Raw genomic sequence first — 25,589 nt, 5'->3', positions numbered from 1 at the left:
GCTGCCGCCGCGCAGCCAGGCCAGCCATGCCGTCGGGCAGGTCGTTCTCGCGCTGGATGCGCGGCCGCCGGCGCCCGATATCAGCCTGGGATCGCATCCGGCGGCGGTGCCGCGCGTTCCTCGGCTTCGGCCTGCACCAGCCGCTGGAACAGCTGTGCCAGCGTCACCACGTCCTGGTGGTTGTGCTCGCCGACGCGGCGCAGGTTGCGCGCGCTGCCACCGCGCAGCCAGGCCAGCCACGCCGCCGGCGCCTCGCTGCCGGGCAGGTCGTCCTCGCGCTGGATGCGCAGCAGCTGGCGCTCGATGGTCGTCAGCCGGCAGTTCTCCCAGGTGCCGCGGTAGCGGCGGCGGGTGGGGAACAGCAGGTCCACGTGATCCAGCGCCGACAGCGGATCGCCGCGCCGGGCCAGGCGGTAGCGGGTCTTGAGCAACGGCGCGTCGTAGCAGCGGCCGTTGTAGCTGGACAGCACCGTGCCCGGCGCCAGCCAGGCCGCGAACGCCTCCAGCATCGCGCCCTCGGCGGCCATCGTCGCCATCAGCAGCTGGCGCACGCGCAGCCCGGGGCCGCGCTGCGGATCGTGCCGCCAGTCGGCCGCGCCGATCATGAAGGCGCGGGTACCGGTGCCGCCGGCCAGCCCGGTGGTCTCGGTGTCGAAGAACAGCAGGTCCTGCGGCGCCACCGCTTCCTCCGGGCGTTTGGCGAAGGCGAGCGAGAGCGGCTGCTGCGGTACCGGTTGCGGCAGGAACGCCTCGATCAGGCGCAGGCCGGGGGCGACCTCGCGGCCGGGCAGTTCGCGGTCCAGCGCTCCGGCGCGTTCCGCGCGCGACGCCGGTGCCACCGCGCGGTTGCGCGTGGCCAACAGGCGCCGCAACGCGTCGCCATCGTGCACGCGGCGGGTGGGACGCGCGGCCGGTACGGGTGCAGGTGTCGCTGTCTTATGTTGTATCTGCTCGACCCAGCCGAATACCGAATTCTCGCGGATGGGTTCGACCGTTCGCGGGATGGGGCGGCCACCTTGTAGGAGCGACGTCAGTCGCGAAGCCGCAGATGCTTCCGCAGCCGGCAAAGAACCGGACGTAGCCGAAGGCAATGCCTCGACATCCGCCCGCGCCGGCTTCGCGACTGACGTCGCTCCTACAACGGCTGGATCATGCGCAGGCGCGAACGGTACGGGTCGCGAAAGCGCAGGGGCATCCGAAGCGGCAGAACCTGCTGCATCCGAAACCCGCGCATCCTCGTTCGAAGGCGCCGGTATCGCGCTCGAAGGTTTTGCCGTCGCATCCGCATGTCCGGCCTGCTTCCGCAGCGCCTTCAACTTGTCCAGGCTGATGCTCATGGCAGCAGGTCGAGCGCCTCTTCGGCCGGCGCCGGCGCCACGCTCTGGCAACGCTCGTCGGACAGCAGCGACAGCACCTTCAACGCCAGCGAACGCGGCGTCTCGCCACCGCCTTCTTCCTGTGCCGCCAGCACCGGGCCAACGCAGGCCGGGCAGCCGGCGCTGCAGTCGCAGCGCTCCACCAGTTCCAGCGCGCGCTGTACCAGTTCGCCCTGGCGCTGCCACAGCGGCTCGCTCAAACCCACGCCACCGGGGAAGTTGTCGTACAGATAGACGGTGGGCACGAAGCTCTGCATCAGCTCCACCGTACCTTCGCCGCCCTCGTTGCCGCGCAGCTGGCCGCGTCCGCTCTGGTCGGCCACCGCGAACCACGCGCCGTCGCCGTTGCCCACTGCTTTTTGCAAATCGCGCGCATCGGCCATCACCGCCACGGTGGCGACGATGTGCAGCGCATAGGCCGCGCCGAGGAAGCCATCCAGCGCGTCCTGCTTCTGCGCGAAGCTGCGCAGCAGCGTGGCCTGCGGCAGCTGCCACCACACCGCGGTGGTGTGCAGTTCCTGGTCGGGCAGGTTGACCGGGCCGTAGCCGATGTTCTCGTGGGTGTAGTAGCGGATCTTCTTGTAGCCGGCCACGCGCCGCACCACGTGCACCTCGCCGTGGTGCGAATCGCCGCGCCCGGCGCCGTTGCCGTCGAAGCGGTCCAGCACCTTGAGCTTGGTGAAGTCGATGCTGTCGGTGTAGTAGTCCACGTGGGTGCGGGTGACGTAGGCCTTGCGGCCTTCCCAGTCCAACCGCTCAACTTGATATGGCGTGCTCTGCACCATGTGGATCGCGCCTTCGTACAAGGTGAGCGCGGCAGCGGAATAGTCCACCTCGGCGATGATCTGCTGCTTGCCGTCGCTGCGGTCCACCACCACGAAGTTGCCGTCGGCCACCGCGCGCAGGCTCACCGCGTTGGCCGGGTAGCTGTCGGCGATCCATTCCCAGCGGTCGCCTTCCTGGTGGATCACCTCGGTTTCGGCCAGCGCCTGCAGGAACACCAGCGGGTCGATCGGCCCGAACGGCTCGCCGCTCAGGAACGGCAGTTCGAACGCGGCGCAGCGGATGTGGTCGAACAGGATCAGCGGCTGGTCGGGCGCGGTACGCGCGTGTTCCGGCGTGGCGTTGGCGAAGAAGTCCGGGTGCCGCACCACGTACTGGTCCAGCGGCTGGCTGCTGGCAACCATCACCCCGAGCGCGGCCTGCTGGCGGCGGCCGGCGCGGCCGAAGCGCTGCCAGGTCGCCGCCACACTGCCGGGATAGCCGTTGAGCACCACCACGTCGAGCGCGCCGATATCCACGCCCAGTTCCAGCGCCGAGGTACTGACGATGCCGTCGATGTTGCCGGCCCGCATCGCCCGCTCCACCTCGCGGCGCTCGGTGGGCAGGTAGCCGCCGCGGTAGGCGCGGATGCGCGCCGGCTTGCGCGGGTCGTTGTCGAAGATGTCCTTCAGATACTTGGTCAGCACCTCGACCATCAGCCGGGTCTGCGCGAACACCAGCGTTTTCAAGCCGGATTTGATCGCGATGCGGGCGATGCGGTTGGCCTGCGAACGCGCCGAGGCACGCAGGCCCAGGTCCGGATTGATGACCGGCGGGTTCCACAACAGCACGTGCTTCGGCCCGCTGGGTGCGCCGGATTCGGTGATCGCATGCACGCGCTCCTCGACCAGCGCCTGCGCATGCGCGTGCGGGTTGCCGATGGTGGCCGAGCACAGGATGAACTGCGGTTGCACGCCGTAGAACGCGCAGATGCGCTTGAGCCGGCGGATCACGTTGGTGACGTGGCTGCCGAACACGCCGCGATAGGTGTGGATCTCGTCGATCACCACGTAGCGCAGGTTCTCGAAGAACTGCGCCCACTTGGTGTGGTGCGGCAGGATCGCCTGGTGCAGCATGTCCGGGTTGCTGACCACGATGTCGCCGTGCAGGCGGATCGCCTGCCGCGCATCGCCCGGCGTATCGCCGTCGAAGGTGAAGGCCTTTACGCCCAGCTCGCCGGCGCGGTTGAGTTCCAGCAGCTCGGCCACCTGGTCCTGCGCCAGCGCCTTGGTCGGGAACAGGAAGAGTGCCTTTGAAGCCGGCGCCCCGGCCTTGCCCTGCATCGCCGCGCTCACCACCGGCAGCGTGTAGCACAGCGACTTGCCCGAGGCGGTGGGGGTGACGATGGCGACGTTCTCGCCGCGCTGCGTCGCCGCCCACGCCTCGGCCTGGTGCGAATACAACTGCTCGATGCCGCGTGCCTGCAGCGCCGCCTTCAGCGCGTCGGGCACGTCGTCGGGGATCGGCGCGTAGCTGCCCTCGCGGCCGGGAATGGTGAAGCTGCCGGTGATCCGGTCGCGGTAGCGCCGCGCCAGCCGCTGGCCGAGCAGCGCACCATCGCGCGAGGGCAGGCCATCGGTGGTCGCCAGCGCCCGTTCGCTGGCTTCGGTGCGGGGAGCGAGGGAAAACGCCATGCGCGTACTGCCGATCAAAGGGCGACATGGAAGCACATCGGCGTCTCAACCCATGAGACAGGACAGGATGGGATTCCACCGCATCGTCCCGTCCCGCGCTGCGGGACAGGGAGCGGGCAATGCCCCGTCCCGGTTCAGGCCGGAAGTTCCGGCGGCAAAGCCTTGCCGTTGCCGCAGCCCAGGCAGCTGTCCTGCTGGGCCGGGTTGGCGTTGCCACAGCCATCGCATCTCCACGGCGAGACCGCCGCCAGGATCTGCTCCCGGGAGTAGCCCAGTACCGAGTCGTTGAACCGGCTGTCGCAGCTTCCGCATTGCATGTGGGTGGACAGCGTTTCTGTCGGAAACAGCGGTATGAAGTGCAAGGTGAAATACCGCGACTACTTGACCTGGGTGCAGCTCCGGTCGTCCCGGCATTCCGGGCAGAAGAACGAACCGGTCTCGCCCTTGCTCTGCCGGGCCTTCGGTCCCCAAATAATCAAGACGCCTCTCCTTTCGTTGGTGTACGGATACGGCTTCGTATGCCTGGCCGTTCCTTGCCATGGAGAGGCTTGGTGTCCCCGATTCCCCCGGGGCAGCGTGTGTCCACGCGCCGCAACATTATCAACCGCCGGTAATGGACGTCACTGCGCGATCAACGAAAATTGAAGGAGCGATGCGTAAGCTGCCGCTCCCGGGTAATCGCCAAGGTCGGGCAGTGACAAAGTACGGATGGCTGGGGGTAATGGCGGTCGGCCTGATGCCGACCGGTCCGGTACAGGCACAGGAAGCGCTACCGGCGTTGGAGTTGCCGGATACGGCCGGGGACGAGGTCAAGACCCTGGACGAAGTGCGTGCGCTCAAGCCCGAGGACGACCAGCCGCTGGACCTGTATCGTTTCAGGAATCCGATCCGGGTGGAGTCCAACCGCTTCAGCCGCTCGTGGAGCGAGCCGCCCACGCCCGAGCAGGTCAGCATGAGCGGCGGCTACATCTTCCTTGGCATCAACTACGGGCTGATGGCCGCCGGCAAGGGCGTGCACAAGCTCACCGGCGGCCGCGACCAGATCCAGTCCGCGCTTGCCCGGCCGCCGCCGCTCAGCGAGGACCAGTTGCGGCGGGCGGCGGAGAACTGCGAGGGGCCGGATTGCGACGTGGATCGGCAGGGAGAGGAGTGAGGCTCGCCGCGCCGCGGCGGCCTTGTCAGCGACTCTCGGGCTTGTTCCGGGGCTTGTCCTGCGGGACCTGCTCCCGCTTCTGCCGGGGGGGGTCGGAAGTGTCCTTCTTCTCGCGGCGTAGGCCGCCGGCGCCTCTTAAGCTGGCGAAGACATATTCGACCAAGCCTCTGAGCTTTTCGGCCAAGGAGGATTTCGGTCGCTGCGCTCCCGGATGCATCGTACTCATGCCACGCTCCTGGTGAGTCTTGTCGTCAGTTGTCCGACCGGGCGTTCTCCATGGGGGGCGGATCGCCCTGTGGTCGGCTTTCCGGTGGGGCCGGCATCCGGTGGCCATGGTTTGCGCTGCCATCCTCGTCGGGTCGTTGAGGGGCGGGTACGGGAACCGGATCTCCGGCGGATGGCTTTTCAGCTGCGGAAACGGGCTCGGAGGGGAGCAGCGGCGCCTGTGGCGGGCGGTGGGTCGAATATGCGATTACCCCACCCAGTACCGCCGATAGGCTTGCGCCGATCAGGAACAGCACATTCGCGGCAAGATCGAGTCTCTTGAGGCGGGCATCGTCCATTCCGCCGTCGTCCTCATCGGGGGAGTCCTCGCTCCTGATGATCCGTTCCAGATAGGACTTGTTGACGTGATAGATCCGCAGCACCAGCAGGATGGTCAATAGGAACGCGATCATCCCACCGACCAGCAGCCAGAATGGCAGCATGCCCCCCGCTGCCCTGGACGACATGAAACCGACAAGCAGTCCGATGCCGGCAGTGGACAAGGTCAGCAGACTCTTGTCGTGCTCCATCGCCGATGCGTACCACGCCGAAAGGGTGGCGCCATAGAAGATTCCACGCTCCGGATCGACGGGTGGAGAGGGGGGAGGAGCATCCAGGCGAACGTTCACCTGCGGCCTGGATCGTGCAAGGGCGACGATGGATAGCAGTACCGCGAACGTGGCCGGAATTCCCTTCATGCGGATCACCGTGGCTGGTGGGGTTCCAGTTGAGGAGCCGAATGCCGCAAGCCCGCACATTGGCGGCGACTGCTGGATGATGCACCGCGAAAAGCATTGACGGAAGGTGGGTTGGCCACCTTCCGTCATCGGCCGCCATCTCCGCCCCCGATTGGGCGACAACCGAGGTCCACGGCTATGGAAGGGTCGGCCTGGCCTCCTGCCTTGCTGGTCGGATCCTTCCTTGCAGCGGGGGTAGTGCCTTGCGCGTCATTGCGCCCGATGGATCGTCGCCTCGTCGCCCCGGCCTTCCACCAGGATGCGATCGCCCACCTTCATGCCGCTGATCTGCCCGCTCAGCTGGGGCAGCGACATCACCCGGCCGCTGTCCAGCCGCACCTTGACCATGTAGCGGACGCTTTCGCCGGGGCCCGCGACTTTGGCGCCCAGTTCCTCGCCGGCTTGCGCCGCATAGGTCGGGGCCGCCCGCACGACGGAACTGGCCACGACATTGTCGCCGGCACCGGATTTGGCCACTCCGGCATTCGCCAGCACGCCGGCTGCCGATCCGGTGACCCGACCAATGGCACGTCCGAATTTCGTCTTCCTGCCCTCGTCATCGCCCTTGTTCTCGATGGGCTGGATGTCCTCGATCACACCCGGCCGGGATTTGCTCTGGGCGTGCAGGGAGGGAGCCGCGAGCATGAAGAGCGCGGCGAACGAAAGGGCAAGGAATTTCTTGGCAGCAGTGTCGAGCATGTGAGTGTCCTTACAGGTGGATTGGGTGATGTGCGTTACTTCGCCTTGGGCTTGTCGATATCGTTGGCGCACCGGGAACCGGTATAGCGCCAGCTGCGAATGATCCCCTCCATGTCCGCGATGAAGGTGATGTTGCAGCGGTGGGTGGCGGGGTGATGGGTCTTCACCGTTGTGCCTTGTCCGAAGATCGGGGTCGACGGCCCGCCCTTGGCCCCCGGGGTCATGCCGATCACATCGCCCTGGTAGGTGGTGGTTTCCGTCCAGGCGGGGTTCCAGGTCGACCACGTGTACCGGGTCTCGCCCTTCTCGTCGTCTTCCTCGATGTTGACGCGGCCGCCGTCAACGCGCATCTGCAGCAGCAGTTCGCTGGCGTCCCGTCCTATCCAGGCATCGGCCTTGCGATCGGCCCGTTTGTCGCCTTCCGATGCCAGCGCCGTGCCGGTCATGAGGGCCATCAGTACGAGCAGGGATGAAAGGGTGCTGCGGGAAATCCCCTGGAAATACCTGCGTGCGATTGCATCGATCATGAATGCCATCAACCTCCGTCGCTGTGAACTGTCCTTGAGGGCGATCTCGAAGGCTCCATGACAAGGAGCATGCCGGGTCGACCCGGGCCTATCATATCGCCATGCGTGCCGATGCATGGCCTCGCCGTATGGGTCGTTGCCTGAAGTTCGTTCGACCGTTCTTGAGTGAGGGCTCAGGCGGAAGAAATGGCAACCAGCGGCCGACCGAAGGGAAAAGCCGGGGTCAGATTCACGGCCGGTGATGCCTTGGCAGCCAGTGGCCTGGCACCGAGCCCAACCCACCGCGGCCGGATGCGCCGGACTCGAGGGCTTATTGGGAAGTACAGCAGGACAAGATAGACATCGTGCTTGGCATGAATAGCGAGCAGACGCACATTGTCCAGATTTCCATCCGCCAACGCTAAAGCTCATACCTTGCGCAGCGCACATAGGGGTACGGCTCGATGGGTAACCTTGAGGCAAAACCCGCCCCGGTATCGGGGCATGGCACACCTGCTGCAACCGCCGCGCGAGCGGCAAATCCTCTCAGCGATCCTACGTTAACCCCACTGCTGGGGAAGTCGCCAACGCTACGTCGGGATCTGGAGCAGTTGCGTCGCGATGGGGTCAGCGTCGAATGGGGAGCCGTCGGCGGTGGAACCTAACGGGTGCCGTGGCTGCGCAGCACGGGCCGGTTGCCAGAGGCGCTTACCGAACAGCAGGATCCGGATCACGGGCATCCGGCAGCCCCGATGTTCAAGGCCATCCGTGACCAATTCCCTAATGATGTTTCCGATGCGCATGTGCTGGATGCGGCAGCGAAGGCGCATGCTGAAGGCATCCGCCCGGACCAGGCCAAGGTGCTGATACAGGAAGACCGTGCTTGGGTAGCTTCCACCCAAGTACCGGGCTTTCGCGTGCATGTGGGTCTTTCGGCAGCTGCACCGGCGCTCGTTGATTCATTGGAACGCAGTAACCAACTCGAAACCCAGCAGCAAGAACAACAGCGGCACGATACGCTGGCGATGGGGCGCTGAGGCGAGCCAGAACCGGCAGCTCTCCTTATCCCGGGAGGCATGCAGAGACGCCACACAAGTGTGGTGTCCCCCAGTGTGACTTGGGTTCCGTTGTAATCATCACGGCATCACTGGCGGCACATACGCCAGCGTGGTGCCCAGCAGCCACAGCAGGATCAGCACCAGCGGGGTGTGCACCAGCAGCTGCACGAAGGTGAAGCCGATCAGGTCGCGCGCCTTCAGCCCCAGCACGCCGAGCAGCGGCAGCATGTAGAACGGGTTGATCAGGTTCGGCAGCGCCTCGGCGGCGTTGTAGATCTGCACCGCCCAGCCCAGGTGGTACTGCAGGTCGTTGGCCACCAGCATCACGTAGGGCGCCTCGATGATCCACTTGCCGCCGCCGGACGGGATGAAGAAACCCAGTACCGCCGAATAGCTGCCCATCAGCAGGGCATAGGTGTCGTGGCTGGCCACGGTGGTGAACGCATGGGAGATCAGGTGCGCCACGCTGTGGCCGTCGTTGCCGGTGACGTTGGTCATGATCGCGGCGATGGAGCCGTACAGCGGGAACTGGATCAGCACGCCGGCGGTGGACGGCACCGCGCGCGACACCGCGTCCAGGAAGCTGCGCGGGCGCCAGTGCAGCAGGGCGCCGGCCATCAGGAACAGCAGGTTGTAGGTGTTGAGGCCGGAGATGGCCTGGATGGCCGGCTTGGTGGAGAACTCGTGCACCAGCCAGCCGCCGGCCAGCGCCACCAGCATCAGGATCAGCAACGGGCTGTATTCCAGCCATTCGCCCGGACGCGACGCCTTCCTGGCGGCCGGTACCGCCGTGGGCTGCACGTCCACGCCGCAGTCGGCCGCGCTTTTGGCCGAGGCCTCGCTGGGCGCGGTGACATAGGCCACGATCAGCGAGGCCACGATCAGCGCGCCCAGCAGCACGCCGGACTGCCACAGGAAGATGGTCTCGGTGAAAGGGATGACGCCGGTGATCGACAGGATCGAAGGCGGCAGGCTGGCCGGGTTGGCCTGCAGCTGCGCGGCCGAAGACGACAGGCCCAGGGCCCAGGTCGCGCCCAGGCCCAGATAGCCGGCGGCACCGGCGGCGCGGTAGTCCATCTTCAGGTCGGTGCGCCGCGCCAGTGCGCGTACCAGCAGGCCGGCGAACACCAGGCTCAGGCCCCAGTTGAGCAGCGAGGAGATCATCGACACCGCCGCCACCCAGCACACCGCGCTGCGGCCGGTCCGGGGCATGCGTGCCAGCCGGTCGATCAGTTTCGACGCCGGTCCGGAACTGGCCACCACGTAGCCGCCGATCACCACGAACGCCATCTGCATGGTGAAGGGGATCAGGCTCCAGAAGCCGTCACCGAAGGCCTTGGCCGTTTCCGTCGGCGCGCCGCCGTTGATCATCGCCGCCGCGCTGACCACGCCCAGCGCCAGCGCCGCGAATACCCAGGAATCGGGAAACCAGCGTTCGGAGAAGCGGGCGCAGCGCAGCGCGAAGCGCGCGGAAAGGCTGTCTTGGGGGGAGTGGTTCATGCGGGACGACCGTGGGGAAAGCAATCTGCGACGGTAGCAATCCCGTACCCGCGCCAACACTGTACTTTTGTAGGGAGTGGCGGTGGCTGGAAGCGGAAGAACCGCCATCGGCGACGCGTCCGGCCTGCTTCGCCCACCGGCGGAAACGGGAAGCCGCGGGCCGGCCCGTACTGTTCTTCCGGCGACACGGGCAGGCGCGCGCCGCCCTTCCGGCATGGACCGGCGGGCCACCCGTCATGGGGACGGGAGAGCGTGGCCGGGCGGACGGCCCCGGCCTGCCCCGGCGATGGCGTGCCGACGTCCAGCCCGCAGCCACGACGGCGGCTGCGGGCGCACCCGTTGCCGTGGCGGGAAGCCGCCGGCCCTGTCGCGGCGTGCCGGTCGGCGCCGTTGTCGAAATCCCCCGGATCCCGTCGATTGCGGTCAAGGCCGTGGCCGTACGCCGGGCAGGTTCCCGAGCGGCCTCGGCCACCGCCTGGACCGGGTGGCCCGATGGTCGGAATCGCACACCGGTGCCCGGTTTGGCCCGGGGGGCACAGTTACAATCGCTGCGTTCAAGCTCAGGGAGGTCATGGCATGAATGCCCAGGTCAGGGAAGCAGGCGCGGACGCCATCGCACGGCACCGCAATGCGGCGGAAGTCGCGTTCAATCCGGATTACGGTTCGTCCAGCAGCGAGTACCGCGCCGCCCTCGGCGGCCGCTCGATCACCTGGAACCCCGGCGATGGTTCGGTCCGGGGCACGAGCCAGCAGGACGTGCTGAAGGCCGGCGGTACCTCGCTGTTCCAGGCGCGTTCGGTGACCTTCGCCAGCAGCAGCGCCGACGGCCTGGTGAACTACCAGGTCGGGATGGAGCTGGCCTCCGGCATGCGGCTCGAGCGCGAGGGCCGTGCCGGGCGTGCCGGCGCGTTCGAGGCCTCCGCCAGCGGCGGCGTACGTGGCCGCTACCAGGTCGGCCTGCCCGCCGGCGGCGACGCGGCCGATGCGGCACGGGTCAATCCGTTCGATCCCACCACGATCCCGGTGGGCGGGCGCGTCACCCTCGATGCCCAGGCCTTCCAGGGCACCGCGATGGAAGGCAGCTTCCGCCACATCGCCATGCAGACCCAGACCAACGAGGCGGCCGGTGTCAGCTACCGGGTGGACCGCATCGACGCCGAGCGGGTGCGGGTGACGATGGGGCCGAACGAGGCGGTGTCCGCGTTCAATGGCGTGGGCGTGTCCACCGGCCTGGCCACCGCGATGCTCGGCCGCCAGGACGCGCTGGGGCAGTCCACGGTGCGCACGGCGACGTTCGACCTGGGCAATGCCGACGGCCAGGCGGCCTATGCGCATTTCGTCGGTACCGGCGAGATCGCGGCGCAGACGCCGGGGGTCGAGGCGGTGGCCACGGTGGAGCGGCTGGGCATGAGTTCGCAGACGCGGCTGCGGCTGGGCGTCGGCGAAACCGCCGGCGTGGACCTGGCCGGCGCGCGCAATGCCGGCGAGGTGGTGCGCACGCGCTTCGAGGACGGCAGCTACGTCGATGCCCGGCGCGTGGAGTACAGCGGCAACGTGCCGATGACGCGGCTCAGCGTCCACGATGCCGACGGCCGCGAGAACGTCGACGCGCGCCGCTACGAGTTCCAGTTCGACCTGCGCAACGAACAGCATGGCGAGCAGATCGCCGGGATGCTCAACACCGCATTGGCCGGCGATCCGGGCGCGCAGCGGCAGGGACCGGTGCAGGCGGGCGACAACTTCACCCTGAGCTTCAGCGAGCCGCAGATGCGCGCGCTGATGCAGCAGACCCAGGCCATGGTGCAGGCCAATCCGATGATGGATACCCGCTGGCGCCTGCTGGCCGAGGATGGCCGCGGCCAGCCGCAGCAGGACGTGGACGCCTTCGCCGCGACGCTGGCGCGGATGCAGGGGCAGTCCGCCTACGGCATGGCCGAGCGGATGTTCCGCATTTCCAGTTCGGCCGATGGCGACCCGCGGCAGGGTTTCGAACCGATCGGCGCCAGCGTGGACAGTCCGCGCCTGCGCAACCTGCCGCCGCCTTCGCCGCTGCTGCCGCAGGATCCGCGCCATTCCGGCAACCCCGATCACGGCCTGCTGCTGCAGAGCCAGGCGGCGGTATGCCGGCTGGACGAAAGCATGGGGCGCCAGCCCGACGCGATGAGCGAGCGCCTGGGCATGGGCCTGCTGGTGGCGGCGCGGCGCGAGGGATTGCAGCGCATCGACCAGGCGGTGCTGGGCAACGAAGGGCGATACGCCTTCGCGGTGCAGGGCGAAGCGCATTCGCCGGACCGGCAGATCGCGCGCACGGACACGGCCGAGGCCGTGGCGACGCCGGTCAGCGGCCACGTCCGCGCGCTGCAGGAAGTGGTCGAGCGGACACCGGCGCCGGTGCCGCAGCCGGACGAGCCCGCGCAGGAGCAGGCCCGGACCCAGGCGATGATGCGCTGACGGATCTGCTTGGTTCTTCCGGGGCGCCGATTTGGGGGCGGGTCCTCTCCCTGTCAGGAGACGCTGCCCCGGGGATTGGATGAGGGGATGGGCCAGGCTTCGCCTTGCCGAACATCGCAAGGTGCTGTCCCCGGTGGCCCCGCCCTGGCCCGTTCCGCAGCACCGTCCTTGCAAAGGTATTCGAAGGGCCGCGAACCGGGGGTTCGTCGCCCCCTTGTCCCGCGCCAGGGGAACATGAAAGCCGGAACCCGACATTGGTCGGGGTCCGGCCAGGGGCGCGGCCATCCGCGGGCATTCCCGCTGCCGTTTCCCCAGGGGCGTCGTATTCGTTGCGCGACCCGAGGCGCAACGGGGGTACCCGTACCGGACGGGTACCCCGGCCTTGCTCAGTTCCGGACCTGCACGTCGTCGATGTAGACGTTGACGTCGTAGGCGGTGTTGGCGCGGTACAGCCAGATGGCGTCGAGGGTGACGGTGCCGGCGGTGATGGCGCCGTTGCCGTTGACCCAGGCGTTCCACTGCGCCGCGTCGGTGAGCGACCACGACACGTAGGTCCAGGTATTGGCGGCGATGGCCTTGCTGGTGGAGCGCTCGGTGCCGTCGCTGTCGTCGATGCCCACGCCCACGCTCATGCCGGTGCCGCCGGTCCACACCCAGAAGCCGATGCTGCCGTTGGCGCGGGTGAGGGCGGTGTTGCTGCCCGGATTGCCGGTGCCCGACAGCAGGCGCACCGCCCAGCTGGCGGTGGTGGCGGTGTTGTCCTTGAGCAGCACGCGCAGCGAGCAGTTGCCGTTGCGGCGGGTGCCGCAGTCGCGGGTGGCGGTGGAGGCGGTGGAGATGCCGGTGGTGCTGCCGGAATAGGCCGGGCTGGTGTTGAAGTGGCCGACGCTGCTTTCGAAGCTGTCCAGGATCCGGGTGGTGCCGCCGCCGCCGCCCGGGTTGAGCAGGTTGTAGTAGCTGGCCCAGTTCCAGTTGATGCCGGGGTCGGTGTGGGTCTGGCCGCTGAAGTGCTGGTGGCCCTTGATCTTGACGCTGTCGGGCAGCACGTTGATGCCGCTGCTGGGCGCGCCCTTGTAGGCGCTGGCGCAGGAGATGGCGCTGTACTTGGCGCAGAAGTGGCGCACCAGCGCGGCCGAGGCGTTGTACATCGCGCTGGTGTACCAGGAGCTGTTGTTGACGTAGCCCTCGTGCTCGATGCCCAGGGTGTAGCTGTTCTGGTTGCCCACGTGCCAGGCGGTGTGGGCGTCGCGCACCATCTGCGTCACCTGGCCGTCGGAGCTGCGGATCACGTAATGCGCGCTGACCCGCGCGCTGGCGTTCTTGAACCAGGAGATGGTGCCGGCATAGCTGCCCTGCGCGGTATGGATGGTGACCGCGCTCACCGCCGCGCTGCGCGAGGCGGTGTAGTTGGAGGTCGACGCCGGGTCCCAGATGGCCGGGCCGTAGTCGGTGCTCTGGACCGTGGCATCGGTGGCAGGCGCGGCATCGCCGGCAATGGTCGCGGTCCCGGCGCCCGGTACGGTACGCGCCTGCAGTGTTTCGCTGACCGGGTCGATCACGTAGGCATCGGTTTCGACGCGGTCGTTGGCCACGTCCAGCCGCAGCATCGGCGCGCGCAGCTGTACCAGCTGCCGGGCGTCGAACGCGTCTTCCCAGGCGATGGCACGCTCGGGGACGACGATGCCGCGGTCGTCGACGCCGCGGTCCTGCGCCAGCAGCACGTCATAGGCGAAGCTGGTGCGGGCGTAGTCGCCGACGGCGCTGGCGCGTGCGGCCTCCACCGGCGACGGCGAGAAGCCGGCATAGCGCATCAGCGCCGGGCGGATCGCCTCGGGCGTGGCGATGGCAGCCTTGCCGAGGCGGTCGGCCTTGCCGGCGACCGGCAGGTCCCCGCGGATCTCAGCGTCCAGCAGCGCCGCGGCGGCCAGCACGTTGGTGAGCGGATCGTTGCGGACCCGTTCGGCGGTCGTGCCCAGCAGGCGGGCGCCCTCGCTCACCTGGTCGGCGAAGCCGTCGCCGGCATACAGGCCCATCACGCCGTGGGCGGCGGGCATGTGGTGGTGGGCTTCGCCCTGCATCTCCTGTGGATCGGGCTGCAGATGCTGCCAGCGCGACTGCACGAAGGCGATGGCCTCCAGCGTGCCGGCGGGGATGGACGGGTAGCGGGCATAGGCCTGGCGGAAATGGCGCTGGAAGGCCTGGCGTTGCGGCCGCAGTTCGGCCTCTTCCTGCTGCAGGTGCGTTGCGAGCGCGTCCTGGGCGGTGAGGGCGGCGGTGTCCTGCACCTGCCCGGCGAAGACGGGCGAGGCCAATAGCGCGACGATCACGGCAGCCGGGGCTGCCACGGTGCGACGTTTCATGTTCTGCGGTCCCTACAGTCGGAGTGCCCCCTGCAGCGCGGTTCTACGCCAATGCCGCTGGCGTCGGAGGAGCGATGTACCGATGTGTGACGGGGATGGCGGGGGAAGCGCGATGGCGGTCTTTGCCATCCGTATTCATGGAAGTGAATACGAGGTTCGGGAACGGTGGAAAACGGTGCGAATGCGCTGGTTTCGCAGTGGGAAGTTGATCAGGTAATCCCGGGTGTCATGTCGAGGCCTGCCGACCCCGGCAAACTTGCTTCATCGACGGGCATGACGGTGCCGGTGCCGACCTGCTCCAAGCGTGGAGGCGTCCATGCCGGAAAGCGATGGCCATCTGCGGGCAGCGCGCGTCCATCTCAGGCCATCCGCATGGCGTTGCTGCGGACCTGTTCCTGATCCTGCAGCTGCTGCGAGATCGCATCGGCCTGGGGCTGCAGCGATGCAGCCACCCGCTCGCTGCTCTGTTCCAGTGGAGTCTGCATGGCGGTGACGGTATCGACGCTCACCCTCAGGTTTCCGGGGTCCTCCAGCCTGCCTTGGACGCCGAAGATGCGACTGGCGTCATTGCCGAGCACCACATGATCGACCCGCTGTCCTCCGGCCATGGCCATTTCGGCGGCGATGGCGCCTGCGATCTGGCGACTGTGCAGATCCGGCGTGCGTGCGACCTGGGCGTCGATCGCGAACACGCCGCGTTCGCAGTCGCAATAAAGGGGAAACAACGGATGGCGTGCGTCATCCAGCTGAAGCGCCTGGGGTGGTGCGTTGACATCGTGCGCCGGGAACCGGGATCGGGCTTCCTGCAGGCTCCTGATCGCGTTCTGTTCGAGTGCACGGGTTTCGGCGTCCATCGAAGGCTCCACCGAATACTCCTGGCTGTGGCGGAAGGCGGCTTCCGCACCTCCTTCCTTCGCAAGGACCGCGCCTGCAAGGACCCCCGGTTGGGCGGTAGCCAGGGATGCGGACGTGCCGCCTGCCAGCCCCACCGAAGCGCCGGCAAGCGGTGCCTTGGCGGTGATGCCACGCACGGCATCCCCGGCTTCCGCGTAGGCCGAGCCGATGGCCTCGCCGGTCTGGCGGCTGGCGTCCTGGAGGCGGTCGCCGATAGCTGCGCCGGTTGCGGCGATGCGCGCTTCGAGCGTGGTACCCATCTGCCGCACACGGGCGGCATCTACAGCGGCATCGTCCCGTGCATCCTGCGCGTTCGCCCTATGCAGCGATACGGCTTCCTCGTTGTGCCTGTGCCGCGAGTCAGCCCAGTTGTCCAGGCCGCCAAGTCCCGGAAGCTTCGCGACACCGTGGGCCAACGAACGGGAAAGGTCGTTGTTCCATGACAGGAGGGTGGCCTGCAGTTCTTCGCTGCCCGCCTTCAGTCGCCCATGGGCCAGGCGGGCGCCGGCAATGACCTCGCCCTGGTAGCGTACGACTGCGCCGGAAATCTGGCCCGCATTGCGTGCTCCCGCATTGGCGACGTTGCCGGTGATCTCCCAGGTTGCACGCGATGCTTCCCCGGCGGCCTGCAATGCACGATCCACCTGGGTGCCGGCTGCGGCCACGACCTCGCCCCCGCGCTTTCCGGCAACACCCATCGTCGTGGCAGTGGCCGCCGCCGCGATCAGCGGTGCAGCGGCAAGGCTGCTGGCTGCCAGGTCGGGGCGCGCCGGACGATCGACCAGTTCGCCCTCGGCGTTGCGGCTCTTGGGATCGAGCGCGATCAATTGCTCGCTGCCTGCATGCCCGGGGATCTGCTGCAGGGTACCGGCGCGGCTGTGCTGAGCGAGATGATCCAGCAGGTTGACCGCCCCCTCCCGCATCTTCGGGTCGTAGGAAAAGGCGGTTTCAAGGCTTTTGATGATCTGTTCCCGGGCTTCGGGAATCTGCGAAAGCTCGCCGGCATTGCGCAGCAGCGTGGTCACCTGCGTCGCTTGCGCCTTGCCCATGCCATGCATCAGGTTGATGCCGTCGTGAAGCACCTCGCCCTTGACGTAGTAACCATTGGACAGATGATCGATGTCGTACACCTGCCCGCCGTTCTTCTCTGCGTAGTGGAGCGCGGTTTTCGGGTGCAGGGTTGCCGCATTGAAGGTGAAGGCGGATTGCCCGGTGACCGCCGCCGCCGCCAACGCCTTTCCGCCGCCCTTGGAATGCCCGTTGGTCTCGAAACTGCTTTTGAAATCATCTTGGAATGCGGTGGCGAGCCTCATCGCGCGATTGTAGTGGTCGCTCTCCAGCCCCAACCCCTGGCGGAAGTTCTCGATCCAGTCGGAAGCGGCGGATTCGCGCAGATGGCGCATACCGTTTTCGTCGTAAGCGACAACAGGCCCATTGGAGCCCTTGAAGGAAATCACCGGCTTTCTGTCGGGGCCGAAAACGGCAGGGTCCGGGAGATAGATCTCGGCGCGGAAATCGGAATCGTCCGGTTTCAGGAATTCCTGTACATCGTCGTCGCTCCAGGTGGCGCCCAGGGCACGCAGCTTTTCCGGGTGTTCGCTGGCGCGGAAATAGCCCAGCGATGGCGACGCCGGCTCCCCGGCTGCGGAGCGGTAGACATCGCCGGCGAGGCGGGCGTGGTCGGCGGCGTGATACTGCTCGGCCAGCGCCTGCGCTTCCGCCAGCAGTTCGGGGGCGCCGAGTTCGCGGGCGGATGCGGTGAGGGTGGCGACCAAAGCCCGTTGATCCCGGACCTGCTCCATCCGGGCCTGCCGGGAATGCACGTTCTGTTCGGGCAGCTTTATCTCGTTGCTGTCACGCATGGCGGTACCCCTGTCCCTGGAGCCGATCGTGTGCGGCCAAGAGTAACGGAAATCACGGTCCTGCCTGAGAATGCCGACTAGACTCAAGTGCGATGGAGTTCAAGGATTGAATATGAACAGGCTATTCCTGCTGTGCAGTCTTGCCCTGTGTGCCATCGGCAGCCCACTGCTGGCGGGATGCCAGGCTCCGGAATCCGCGGGTAGGCTGGGTTTCAACGCCCGTCACTACTACCAGGGCAAGGCGCTCGAGCTGGCACGGGCGGTGGACCGGAAGGACGCCGCCGCCATCCAGCGGTTGATCAAGGAGGAGGGGGTCGACCCGGACACGCTGTTCGACGGGAAAGGCATGCCCCTGGTGGCGTGGCCGCTGGTGACCCACAACCTGGAGGGACTACGCCTGCTGCTGGAAGCCGGTGCGGACCCGAATGCGCGCCACCGGCCGGTGGTGCGGGACGATCTGCCGGGGGCGAACAATGCGATGGTATTCGCGGCGGGGATGGAGGACCGGCGCTACCTGGAACTGCTGCTGGATCACGGCGGCGATCCCAACACGCGCACCATGGGAAGGAATCCGCTGACCTATGCCGCCTGGCTGGCCAATCGTTGGCCGAATGTCCAGTTGCTGATCGAGCGTGGCGCGGATGTGAATTATCGGAAGCAGGGGAACAAGAACAACAGGCCGATCGACTGGTACGCCGGCTTGGGAAATTTCGAGCAGGTGTACTGGTTGTTGCAGCATGGGGCCGACCCCACGACGGCGACGGAATCTTCGGAGTACCTCCAGGGCGATGCGACCAGCCCCACGTTGCTGCACATCTTCTACAAGCCGGTACAGGACTGGGCGCGTCCCTGGCAGGAAAAGTGCCAGGTCTGGGTGCTGGAGCGGGGGATAAAGCGGCCCCCGATGCTGGAATACATCCGCGAGAATCGCGAACAGTTGGGCCTGCCGACGCGGGAGGAGGACATTCCGCTGCCGGCGTATGAGCTGCTGCCCGAATTCGCGGCGGAGCCAACGGCCGTGCACAACTGAACCCCTTGGGGCGGATCGCGGTTTCGACACAGGGTTCAGAATGTGAACAGATTTTTCCTGCTGTGCTGCATTGCCTCGTGTGCGCTGGCCTGTTTACTGCTGGCGGGATGCCAGGCTCCGGAATCCGCGGGTAGGCTGGGTTTCAACGCCCGTCACTACTACCAGGGCAAGGCGCTCGAGCTGGCACGGGCGGTGGACCGGAAGGACGCCGCCGCCATCCAGCGGTTGATCAAGGAGGAGGGGGTCGACCCGGACACGCTGTTCGACGGGAAAGGCATGCCCCTGGTGGCGTGGCCGCTGGTGACCCACAACCTGGAGGGACTACGCCTGCTGCTGGAAGCCGGTGCGGACCCGAATGCGCGCCACCGGCCGGTGGTGCGGGACGATCTGCCGGGGGCGAACAATGCGATGGTATTCGCGGCGGGGATGGAGGACCGGCGCTACCTGGAACTGCTGCTGGATCACGGCGGCGATCCCAACACGCGCACCATGGGAGATAGCCCGCTGACTTATGCCGCGCGATTGAGTGATTGGTGGCCGAATGTCCAGTTGCTGATCGAGCGTGGCGCGGATGTGAACCATCGGATGTATGGGAACAAGAACAACAAGCCGATCGACTGGTACGCCGGTTTGGGGAACTTCGAGCAGGTGTACTGGCTGTTGCAGCATGGGGCCGATCCCACGACGGCGATAGAAGCACCGGGTTTTCCCCAGGATGGTACGTTGCCGACCTTGCAGGACATCTTCTACAAGCCGGTACAGGACTGGGCGCGCCCCTGGCAGGAAAAGTGCCAGGTCTGGGTGCTGGAGCGGGGGATAAAGCGGCCCCCGATGCTGGAGTACATCCGTAAGGATCGGGAGCAGTTGGGCCTGCCGACGCGGGAGGAGGACATTCCGCTGCCGGCGTACGAGTTGCTGCCCGAATTCGGGGCGGAGCCAACGGCCGCGCACAACTGAACCCCTTGGGGCGGATCGCGGTTTCGATCCGGAAGCAGGCTCTGCCTTCGTACTGGACGGGCCACGGCGCGGTTGCACTTCGCAGTTGCCGATGTCGACGACAGAGATAGCGCCAGGAGTTTCCGGAACGTACCGCAACGACCATACGGCAGGGCGGTACCTCGTCCTGTTGCAAAGCAGGTTGGTGCGCGAAGCGGTCGCCGCACGACCTGCACTTCGGCATCGATGCGGAGGGCTACACCGGGTTTGCGGGACGCCGCCGCTCCAGCCACCACAACAGGCCTGCGACCAGCGCGAACGCCAGCAGCCACGGCCAGCGCCGGCCCGGCACGCCGGGAGCGGTGGCGGGTGAAGCGGTCGCGCGCTGCGCCAGTGCGGCGGTGGCGCGGGCGGTGTCGGCGCGGTGCAGGGTGGCCGCGGAGGAGGGATCGAAGACGAAGAACGCGCTGCCGTCGTCGCGTACCTGCCAGCCGGCCAGCGCGGGCCACAGCGCGGCGCAGCCGGGCGCGGCCGGGTCCGCGCGCAGGGTGGACAGGCTGTTGTCCGGCGCGGCGAGGGTGGCGCCGTCCTCCACGCCGCACAGCACGGTGCGTTCGCCGGCCCACGCGCGTTCGAGCGGCTGCAGGGTGCCGGCGTCGTCGTCGCGGGGACGGGCCAGCGTGGCCAGCGCCTCGCTCCACAGTGTGGCGTGCAGGTCGTCGCGGCCGCCGAGCACCAGCCGGAAGCTGTCGCTGACGGCGAGCAGGCCGACCCGGCCCTGGCCGAGCGCGCGCCAGTGACCCAGCGCGTTGCCGGCGGCATCGTGCAGCAGCGGCACGGTAGCGGCATCGGCGCTGTCCAGTTGCAGCCGTTCCAGCGCCGGCGCGGTCTCCGCGTTGCCGGCGCGCGCGCGCGGGCCGCGCAGGGCGGCCAGTCGTTGCGGATCGGTCTTGCCCGACTCCATCGATATGACCCTGACCTGCGCGTTGCCGCGGACCGGCAGGCCCAGCTGCGCCAGCGCGGCGCGGGCGCCGGCATCGGGGGCGGCGGACAGCCGCACCAGCACGCCCAGCCCCTGCTCGATGGCCTGGCGCAGCGTCGCGCGCTGGCCGGCACCGAGCGCGGCCAGGCTGCGTTCGTCGAGCAGCAGCAGGTCGGTCCGCGCCAGTGTGGCGGCGGTCACCGCGCGCGGTGCATCGCCCAGCACGATGCCACCGCCGGTGCCGACCTGGCTGTGCACGGACAGCCCTGCGTCCTGCGCCCAGCGCTGCAGGTACTTGGTCTCGGGGTTGGGCGCGCTGCCCAGCAGCCACAGCCGCGGTGCGGCGGCATCGACCACCTGCACCGGCACCGGCACGGTTTCCACCGGTGCCTGCGCCGCATCGTGCAGCCGCAGCTGGAACAGGGTTCGGCCGGCGCCGCGCGCGCTGCCATGCAGCCGGAAGTAACCGCGGGCGCCGGCGCCGGTGCTGTCCACCACGCGCCCGGCCGGGTCCAGCAGTGCCAGCTGCGCATCGTCGATGCCCTGCACCCGGCCGCCGACGGCGAAGCGGTTGCCGGGCGCGACCGCGTGCGGCGGCTGCAGTTCGACCAGGCCGCGCAGCGCGGGGGCGCGGTAGTCCAGCGCCAGGCCGGCGATGTCGCGGTCGCGGGTGGGCAGGCCGTCGCCGATCAGCTGCGCGGTGGCCAGTTGCGGATGCCGGCGCAGGGCGGTGGCCAGATCGACGACCGGCTGCGCATCGGCCACCGCTGGCGCCTCGGGCAGTCGCAGCAGGCGTTGGCCGCGCACGCGGGCGGCGTCGATGGCGTCCGCGTCCGCGCCGGGGCCGATCAGTGCGTATTCCACCGCCGGGGCCGGACGCTGCGGCGGATGCAGGCCGAGATAGAGCAGCGCGCCGGCGCCGGCCTGCAGCACCAGCAGCAGGGCGAGCCGCCACGGCGCGCGCCGCTGCGCCGGTTGCCGCAGCCAGCGCAGGCTGCCCAGCAGCACGGCCAGGACGAGGATCGCCGCGGGCAGTTGCGCGATGGTCATGGCGATGGCTCCCGCAGGGCGTCCAGATAGCGGCGGCCGTCGGCGTCGGCGGGGGAACGGCGTTCGACCGCGGCCGCCGGCCGGGCCAGCGCCACCCACAGCGCCGCGCGCAGGCGGGCGCGGCAGTCGCCGCAGTCCGGGGCCGCGCGCAGCTCCTCGATGGCCGCGGCCAGCGCCAGCGGGTCGCCCAGTTCGCTTTCGTGCTGGCCCAGCCAGCGGGTCAGTGCGGCCAGGTCGGGTTCGCCGGCCGGCTCGCCCAGCGCCTGCCAGGCCTGCAGCGCGGTGTCGTCGCCGGCGCTGCGTGGCGGCACCGCCAGCCGCCGCGAGGCGATGCCTTCGCGCTTGCCGGCCATGCGCCGGGCCGGGTCGATCGGCGGCAGCTCCGGCCCCAGCCGCGCCAGGTAGATGCGTTCGGCCTGCTGCACCTGCTTGATGTAGCCCAGCGCCTTGTAGGCGTAGGGCAGCGCCCTGTCGGGATGGCCCTGGCGCAGCTCGCCTTCGGACAGCCACATCTGGTCCAGCGCGGCCTTGAGCGTGGCCCGGGTCTGCGGATCGAGCAGGGTCGCGGCCTCGGCATGGTCGTGGGTGTGGCCGTACTCGGCCAGCACGTCGCTGGCCGAGCCGAACACCGGCGTGGCTTCGCTGCCGGGTTCGCCGCCATGGTCGTGCCCGTGGTCGTGGCCATGCTCCGTGGAGGCGTGGTCATGATCGTCGTGGTCGTCGTCGTGTCCGCCGGCATCGGCGGTCGGCGGCGGCTTGGCGCCGCCCTCGGCCTCCTCGCCGAGGAACTGGCCGTAGCGCAGGCGCAGGATGCGCTGGTCCGCGCCGATGGCGTCGGAGCGCTTGACGAAGCCGTCGGCATCGAGCGCGCGGCGCTGCTTCAGCAACGCCTCGGCGTCGATGATGATCTGCCGCTGGCTGCGGAAATAGGCCGGCATGACCTTCTTGATCGCGCCTTCCAGGTCGCTGGCCTGTTGCTGCTGTTCGGTCGGCATGCGCAGGATCAGGCTGGCGCTGCGCGCGGACTGCGGCGTCGGCGCGCGGTTGTCGTGCACGGTGAGCTGGGCGATCAGGTCGTCGCCGGGGCCGACGCCGAACGCCGCCAGCTCCAGGGTGCGGGCGAAGCGGCGCGCGTTGGCCGGGCCGCTGCCGGACAGCTCGAAGCGCTGTTCGCGGAAGCGGATGTTCTCGCCGCTGCCCTGGGCCACGGTGACCCGCAGCTGCGCGGTGGCGGCCACGCCGTAGTCGTCGCTGGCCTCGAACTGCAGCGCCCATTGCCGTTGTCCGGGGCGGCCCGGGGTGAGCGTCTGTTCCGGCTGCAAAACCTGCACCTGCGGCGGCAGGTCGGGGATCGCGTCGAGCCGGTGCAGGGCGCTGTCGGCCAGCGCCGGCTCGGTGACGATGCGGTACAGCGTCGAGCGTTCCAGCACGGTATCGGCCTGCCAGCGGTCGCCGTCGCGCGCCAGCGCCCGCGTGCGGCCATCGTGGAACTGCAGCGACACCGCCTGCGGTTGCGGGTCGAAGCGCAGCTGCCAGCGCAGGCGGCTGCCCTGCGGCGCCTTGGCGTCGAGCGCGTCCTGCGTGCGCGGCGCCTGCCCGGTATAGGCCGGGGCGTCGATCGCCAGCGTGGCCGCGCCCAGCACGGGGGCGCCGGGCGCGACGCGGGCGGTATCGGCGGAACCGTGCGACGGCGGGGGCGCGGTGGACGTCGTCGCCGGCCATTCCAGCAGCGCGGCCGCGAGCGCCAGCGCGACGGCCCAGGTCGCCAGCAGCCGGCGCCAGCGCCACGCCGGGCGCAGGTCCGGCGGCTGCCGTTGCAGCACCTGGCCCACGTATGCCTGCTGGCGCCGCTGCAGTGGATTGAGGCCGTGGCTGTCGGCCAGCAACAGGTCGGCGCTGTCCTGCAGCGGCCGATGGGCGTTGAGCGCGCCGACCAGCCAGCGCCGGTCCAGCCGCCGCGCATGGGCGGTGGCGATGCCCGCGGCGGCGAGCAGGGCGAGCGTGACGGCGACGACACAGGCGTCGATGCCGCCCCAGCGCCATGCGGCGACGGCAGCGACCGGCAGCGCGGCCAGCACGAGTACCAGCGTGGCCGCGAACCGGCGCCGTCGCGCGCGCCGCCACAGCGGATGCAGCGTCGCGCTCATGCCGCTGCCTGCCGCCGCGGGCGGGTGGCCAGCCAGCGTTCCAGCGCGAACAGCAGCGCGATCGCCAGGATCAGCCACGGCGCCAGTTCGATCGGCGCGGGGGGCGGCAAGGCCGCTCCGGTCCGTGGGGCATGGTCGACGGCATCGGCCACGCGCGGCACCGGTGGCGGTTGCAGCAGGGTGCGCAGCCGATGCGGAAACGAAGGGTCGAGCAGCAGCGGCGCCGCGGCCGGCTGCAGCGGGGCGGTGAAGCGCAGGCGCAGGCCAGTCGTGCCCGCGGTGTCCTGCTGTTCGATCAGCGCGCTGCCGCGCGCGTCGTGCAGGCGCGGCAGTGCCGGGACGTTTTCGTCGTGCGGCTGGCGCGCGTCCAGCACGACGCTGCCGCCAGCGTGCAGGTGCTGCAACGCCGCGGCCGGCAGCGGCGCCGCCGACAGCCATACCAGCACCTGATCCCGCCGCAGGGCGGGCAGCGGCATGCTGTCCGCCGCCACGTCGGCCTCGTGGCCGGGGGTCCACGCGCGCTGCACCGCGCGCAGGTAGCGCACGCCCCCGGCGCCTTCGTCGTCGTGGCGGATCACCAGCGCGGGGGCGGCGTCGGTGGCCTGTCCACGGATGCTGCCGGACGTGTCGCCATCGCAGTCGTCGCGATCCGGACCGCTTCCGCAATCGTTGCCGGGATGGAGGCCCGGGTCGGGCAGCACCTGCCAGTCCACCGCGCGCGCCAATCGCGGCACCTCGCCGTCGGTGCCGGACAGCCGCGCCGGCACCATCACGGTCAGCGACGTGCCGGCCGGCAGCTGCGCGTCGAGTTCGCGCAGCAGGCTGGACAGCGGCTGTGCGCGGCCGGGTGCGGGGCCTTCATCGACACTGGGGAAGCCCGGCGCCAGCCACACGCGGCGGGCAGCGGGCGGCGTCGCCGGCAGCGTGGAGGCTTCCAGCCCGGGGGCGACGGCGACGACCGGAGTGGTGTCCGGCTTCCCGCCCAGCAATTGCGGCCGCGCCAGCAGCAGCGCCAGCAGCGCGAACAGCAGCAGGCGGACGAGCAGCAGCGGCCATTCGGACAGGCGGATGCGCCGGCGCGGGCGGGCGTGCATCCGCAGCCAGCGCAGCGCGGCGAACGGCAACGGCGCGTGCTCCTCGCGCCGCGCCAGGTGGACCAGCAGCGGCAACAGCAGTGCGGCCAGGGCTGCCAGTGCGGCGGGAAACAGCAGCGTCAGGCTCATGCGCCGCTCCGACGGCCGTACAGCGCCTGCAGCGCGGTATCGATCGGCTGGTCGAGATACGCCGTGGCCCGGGCGATGCCGGCCGCGTGCAGCCGCGCGTGCAGCTGCTGCTGGGCCGCGGCGAAACGCTGCAGGTAGTCGCGGCGCAGGGCGCGGCCATCGCCGAGCAGCTCGGTGCCGGTTTCCGGGTCGATGAAGCGGTGGCCGCCATCGAACGGGAAGTCGCGTTCCTCCGCGGTCAGCAGCTGCGCGAACACCACCTCGCGGCGCGCCGCCGCCAGCCGTTCCAGCAGGGTGATGGCGCCGTCGTCGAAACCGTCGCCGATGGCGAACACCAGGTCGCCGGCGGCCACGCGTTCCCACAGCGGCCGCAGCCGTTCCGGCGTCGGCCACTGGCCGCCGGCGCGCAGGCGCCGCAGCTGCAGGTGCAGCAGGTCGCGCTGGCGCAGGCCATGGCCGGTGGGAAGCAGCGACAGGCCGTCGCCGCCCGCCGCCACCAGCCCGAAACGGTCGCCCTGGGCCAGCGCCAGTTCGGCCACGCAGGCGGCCAGCGAACGCGCGGCATCGAGCCGGCTCCAGTCCGCGCGCGCGCGGTCGCTCTGCTGCATCGAGGCGCTGGTGTCGAGCAGCAGCCACACGGTGACCGGGCTCTCGCGTTCGGACTCGCGCACGAAGAAGCGGTCCGAGCGCGCGTACAGCTTCCAGTCCACCTGGCGCAGTTCGTCGCCGGGTTCGTAGGCGCGGTACTGGGCGAACTCCAGCCCGCTGCCACGGCTGCGGCTGGCATGCTGGCCGATGCCGTGCTGGCCGGTCGCGCGCCGCGGCAGCAGCCGCAGCTGCCCGAGACGGTTGCGCACGTCCGGCGGGATCAGCGGGGGCAGGGCGGCAGCCATGAGGGAGGGCGG

At 69.3% G+C, this 25,589-nt stretch carries 18 protein-coding genes; 5 read left to right on the top strand and 13 right to left on the bottom strand.

The annotated features are described in order from the left end of the window. Positions 1–80: 80 nt before the first annotated feature. From OK345_RS14725 to OK345_RS17775, 3 genes are all read right to left on the bottom strand, one after another. On the bottom strand, positions 81–1,337 hold the full coding sequence (locus OK345_RS14725) for a ribonuclease H-like domain-containing protein (RefSeq protein WP_265128741.1): 1,257 nt from the start codon (positions 1,335–1,337) through the stop codon (positions 81–83). Then, positions 1,334–3,832, bottom strand: a complete 2,499-nt coding sequence (locus OK345_RS14720; RefSeq protein WP_265128740.1) for a DEAD/DEAH box helicase — start codon at positions 3,830–3,832, stop codon at positions 1,334–1,336. Before OK345_RS14720 ends, OK345_RS14725 begins: the two co-directional genes overlap by 4 nt. 134 nt (positions 3,833–3,966) lie before the next feature. Beyond that, on the bottom strand, positions 3,967–4,194 hold the full coding sequence (locus tag OK345_RS17775) for a hypothetical protein (protein ID WP_265155134.1): 228 nt from the start codon (positions 4,192–4,194) through the stop codon (positions 3,967–3,969). Between the two features lie 359 nt (positions 4,195–4,553). Between OK345_RS17775 and OK345_RS14715 the strand changes: the two genes are divergently transcribed. Next, on the top strand, positions 4,554–4,985 hold the full coding sequence (locus tag OK345_RS14715) for a hypothetical protein (protein ID WP_265128757.1): 432 nt from the start codon (positions 4,554–4,556) through the stop codon (positions 4,983–4,985). Positions 4,986–5,236: 251 nt separating this feature from the next. On the opposite strand, the gene OK345_RS14710 is transcribed toward OK345_RS14715, so the two are convergent. The 3 genes from OK345_RS14710 to OK345_RS14700 all read right to left on the bottom strand — a co-directional run bounded on the left by OK345_RS14710 (position 5,237) and on the right by OK345_RS14700 (position 7,221). After that, complete coding sequence (locus OK345_RS14710; protein ID WP_265128739.1) at positions 5,237–5,947, bottom strand: hypothetical protein; 711 nt, start codon at positions 5,945–5,947, stop codon at positions 5,237–5,239. Positions 5,948–6,196: 249 nt separating this feature from the next. Continuing rightward, complete coding sequence (locus OK345_RS14705) at positions 6,197–6,685, bottom strand: hypothetical protein (protein WP_265128738.1); 489 nt, start codon at positions 6,683–6,685, stop codon at positions 6,197–6,199. A 35-nt stretch (positions 6,686–6,720) separates the two neighbouring features. Then, on the bottom strand, positions 6,721–7,221 hold the full coding sequence (locus OK345_RS14700; protein WP_265128737.1) for a hypothetical protein: 501 nt from the start codon (positions 7,219–7,221) through the stop codon (positions 6,721–6,723). Between the two features lie 638 nt (positions 7,222–7,859). On the opposite strand from OK345_RS14700, the gene OK345_RS14695 reads away from it, so the two are divergent. Then, complete coding sequence (locus OK345_RS14695) at positions 7,860–8,228, top strand: hypothetical protein (RefSeq protein ID WP_265128736.1); 369 nt, start codon at positions 7,860–7,862, stop codon at positions 8,226–8,228. A gap of 99 nt (positions 8,229–8,327) precedes the next feature. On the opposite strand, the gene OK345_RS14690 is transcribed toward OK345_RS14695, so the two are convergent. Continuing rightward, complete coding sequence (locus OK345_RS14690) at positions 8,328–9,749, bottom strand: short-chain fatty acid transporter (protein WP_265128735.1); 1,422 nt, start codon at positions 9,747–9,749, stop codon at positions 8,328–8,330. Between the two features lie 576 nt (positions 9,750–10,325). Between OK345_RS14690 and OK345_RS14685 the strand changes: the two genes are divergently transcribed. After that, the gene (locus OK345_RS14685; RefSeq protein WP_265128734.1) at positions 10,326–12,200 is read left to right on the top strand and encodes an XVIPCD domain-containing protein; all 1,875 of its coding nucleotides are present in this window, start codon (positions 10,326–10,328) and stop codon (positions 12,198–12,200) included. Positions 12,201–12,586: 386 nt separating this feature from the next. Here OK345_RS14685 and OK345_RS14680 read toward each other — a convergent pair whose 3' ends face one another. Both OK345_RS14680 and OK345_RS14675 read right to left on the bottom strand, forming a co-directional pair. Next, positions 12,587–14,560: an N-acetylmuramoyl-L-alanine amidase gene (locus OK345_RS14680; protein ID WP_265128733.1), complete on the bottom strand. Its 1,974-nt coding sequence runs from the start codon at positions 14,558–14,560 to the stop codon at positions 12,587–12,589. 359 nt (positions 14,561–14,919) lie between these two features. Then, positions 14,920–17,316 (bottom strand): Tle-like phospholipase domain-containing protein, encoded by a 2,397-nt coding sequence (locus tag OK345_RS14675; RefSeq protein ID WP_265128732.1) that lies wholly within the window; start codon positions 17,314–17,316, stop codon positions 14,920–14,922. Between the two features lie 112 nt (positions 17,317–17,428). Between OK345_RS14675 and OK345_RS14670 the strand changes: the two genes are divergently transcribed. Next, positions 17,429–18,346: an ankyrin repeat domain-containing protein gene (locus OK345_RS14670; RefSeq protein WP_265128731.1), complete on the top strand. Its 918-nt coding sequence runs from the start codon at positions 17,429–17,431 to the stop codon at positions 18,344–18,346. A gap of 42 nt (positions 18,347–18,388) precedes the next feature. Continuing rightward, the gene (locus OK345_RS14665) at positions 18,389–19,303 is read left to right on the top strand and encodes an ankyrin repeat domain-containing protein (RefSeq protein WP_265128730.1); all 915 of its coding nucleotides are present in this window, start codon (positions 18,389–18,391) and stop codon (positions 19,301–19,303) included. A 235-nt stretch (positions 19,304–19,538) separates the two neighbouring features. On the opposite strand, the gene OK345_RS14660 is transcribed toward OK345_RS14665, so the two are convergent. Genes OK345_RS14660 through OK345_RS14645 form a run of 4 tightly spaced genes read right to left on the bottom strand, consistent with a single transcriptional unit; the run spans position 19,539 to position 25,577 of the window. Next, a complete protein-coding gene (locus tag OK345_RS14660) occupies positions 19,539–21,314 on the bottom strand; it encodes a hypothetical protein (protein ID WP_265128729.1) in 1,776 nt (591 codons plus the stop codon). Next, entirely contained in the window at positions 21,311–23,461 is a 2,151-nt protein-coding gene (locus OK345_RS14655) for a DUF4175 domain-containing protein (protein ID WP_265128728.1), read from the bottom strand. The genes OK345_RS14660 and OK345_RS14655 overlap by 4 nt, the downstream gene beginning before the upstream one ends. After that, positions 23,458–24,684 (bottom strand): BatA domain-containing protein, encoded by a 1,227-nt coding sequence (locus OK345_RS14650; protein ID WP_265128727.1) that lies wholly within the window; start codon positions 24,682–24,684, stop codon positions 23,458–23,460. The genes OK345_RS14655 and OK345_RS14650 overlap by 4 nt, the downstream gene beginning before the upstream one ends. After that, positions 24,681–25,577: a DUF58 domain-containing protein gene (locus OK345_RS14645; protein ID WP_265128726.1), complete on the bottom strand. Its 897-nt coding sequence runs from the start codon at positions 25,575–25,577 to the stop codon at positions 24,681–24,683. Before OK345_RS14645 ends, OK345_RS14650 begins: the two co-directional genes overlap by 4 nt. Positions 25,578–25,589 lie beyond the last annotated feature (12 nt).

Origin of the sequence: Xanthomonas chitinilytica (assembly GCF_026107455.2) — a bacterium.
Classification (GTDB): Bacteria; Pseudomonadota; Gammaproteobacteria; order Xanthomonadales; family Xanthomonadaceae; genus Stenotrophomonas; species Stenotrophomonas chitinilytica.
This window is presented reverse-complemented; position numbering and strand designations above follow the sequence as displayed.